This window comes from Streptomyces boluensis, assembly GCF_009908195.1.
Lineage (GTDB): Bacteria > Actinomycetota > Actinomycetes > Streptomycetales > Streptomycetaceae > Streptomyces > Streptomyces boluensis.
Window position 1 is genome coordinate 1 of the sequence record NZ_JAAAHS010000662.1, and the last position, 2,013, is coordinate 2,013.

Sequence of the window (2,013 nt, forward strand, 5' to 3'; positions counted from 1 at the left end):
TCCCTAAAGCCTGCGGCGCTTCGGGGGCCAGCCCCCGGCCCCCCGCTCCTCAAACGCCGGAGGGGCTGAATATCCGGAGCGGCCGAATATTGAGCGGGCCTACTTCTCCGTGACCCCTGCCGAGTCGAACGTAGCCACCTCGTGCATCGCTCGCGCCGCCGACTGGACCACCGGCAGCGCAAGGAGCGCGCCCGTGCCCTCGCCGAGGCGGAGGTCGAGGTCGACGAGCGGGCGCAGGCCGAGCTTGTTGAGTGCCGCCACGTGGCCGGGCTCGGCGCTGCGGTGGCCCGCGATGCAGGCGGCGAGGACCTCGGGGGCGATGGCGCGGGCGACCAGGGCGGCCGCACCGGCGCTGACGCCGTCGAGGATCACCGGGGTGCGCAGCGAGGCGCCGCCCAGCAACAGGCCGACCATCGCCGCGTGTTCGAGGCCGCCGATGGCCGCGAGGACGCCGATCGGGTCGGCCGGGTCGGGCTGGTGCAGCTCCAGGGCCCGGCGTACGACGTCGGTCTTGCGGGCCAGCGTCTCGTCGTTGATGCCCGTGCCGCGGCCCGTCACCTCGGCCGCGTCGACGCCCGTGAACACGGAGATCAGGGCGGCGGACGCGGTGGTGTTGGCGATGCCCATCTCACCGGTGAGCAGCGCCTTGTTGCCGGCGGCGACCAGGTCGCGGGCGGTGTCGATGCCGACCTCGATGGCCGCCTTGACCTCCTCGCGGGTGAGCGCGGGCCCGGTGGTCATGTCGGCGGTACCGGCGCGCACCTTACGGGGCAGCAGGCCGGGCGTCGCGGGCAGGTCGGAGGCGACGCCCACGTCGATGATGCAGACCTCGGCGCCCACCTGGTTCGCGAAGGCGTTGCAAACGGCGCCGCCACCAAGGAAGTTGGCGACCATCTGGCCGGTGACCTCCTGCGGCCAGGGCGTGACGCCCTGGGCGTGCACCCCGTGGTCGCCCGCGAAGATCGCCACGGCGGCGGGCTCCGGGATCGGCGGCGGGCACATCCGCGAGAGGCCGGACAGCTGCGCCGAGATGATCTCCAGCATGCCGAGGGCGCCCGCGGGCTTGGTCATCCGCTTCTGCCGCTCCCAGGCCTCACCCAGCGCCTTGGCGTCCAGGGGGCGGATGTTGGCGACGGTCTCGGCGAGCAGGTCGTGCGGCTCCTCGCCGGGCAGGGCGCGACGGCCGTACGTCTCCTCGTGCACGACCCAGGACAGCGGGCGGCGCTTGGACCAGCCGGCCTGCATCAGCTCGGGCTCGTCCGGGAACTCGTCGACGTATCCGACACACAAGTACGCGACGACTTCGAGGTGTTCGGGCAGGTCGAGGGTGCGGACCATCTCACGCTCGTCGAAGAAGCTGACCCAGCCGACGCCGAGGCCTTCGGCGCGGGCCGCGAGCCACAGGTTCTCGACCGCGAGCGCGGAGGAGTACGGGGCCATCTGCGGCTGGGTGTGCCGGCCGAGGGTGTGGCGGCCGCCGCGGGTGGGGTCGGCGGTGACGACGATGTTCACCGGGGTGTCGAGGATGGCCTCGATCTTCAGTTCCTTGAACTGCTTCGCGCGGCCCTTGGGGAGGGACTTGGCGTACGCGTCCTTCTGGCGCATGGCCAGTTCGTGCATCGTGCGCCGGGTGTCCGCGGAGCGGATGACGACGAAGTCCCAGGGCTGCGAGTGGCCGACGGACGGCGCCGTGTGGGCGGCCTCGAGGACGCGGAGGAGCACGTCGTGCGGGATGGGGTCGCTGCGGAAGCCGTTGCGGATGTCGCGGCGCTCGCGCATCACGCGCAGCACGGCCTCGCGCTCGGCCTCGTCGTAGGCCGGGGCGGGGCCACTCGCCTCGACGGGCTGCTCCGCCTCGACGGGCTCGGCCTGCGCCTCGGGGGCAGGCTGCACCGGCTCGACGGCTTCGGCGGATACGGACGCGGGTGCCGATGCGGATACGGACTCGGCTGCGGCCAACTCGACCGGTACGGCGGCCTGTTCGGGCTCGGGCTGCGCCTCGGGGGTGGGCTC

General features: G+C 73.1%; 1 protein-coding gene. It reads right to left on the reverse strand.

Annotated features, from left to right (window positions below; genetic code table 11):
- Positions 1 to 99: 99 nt before the first annotated feature.
- Positions 100 to 2,013 (reverse strand): nicotinate-nucleotide--dimethylbenzimidazole phosphoribosyltransferase (gene cobT / locus GUY60_RS37205; protein ID WP_246236138.1); only part of this gene is annotated, 1,914 nt, incomplete at its 5' end.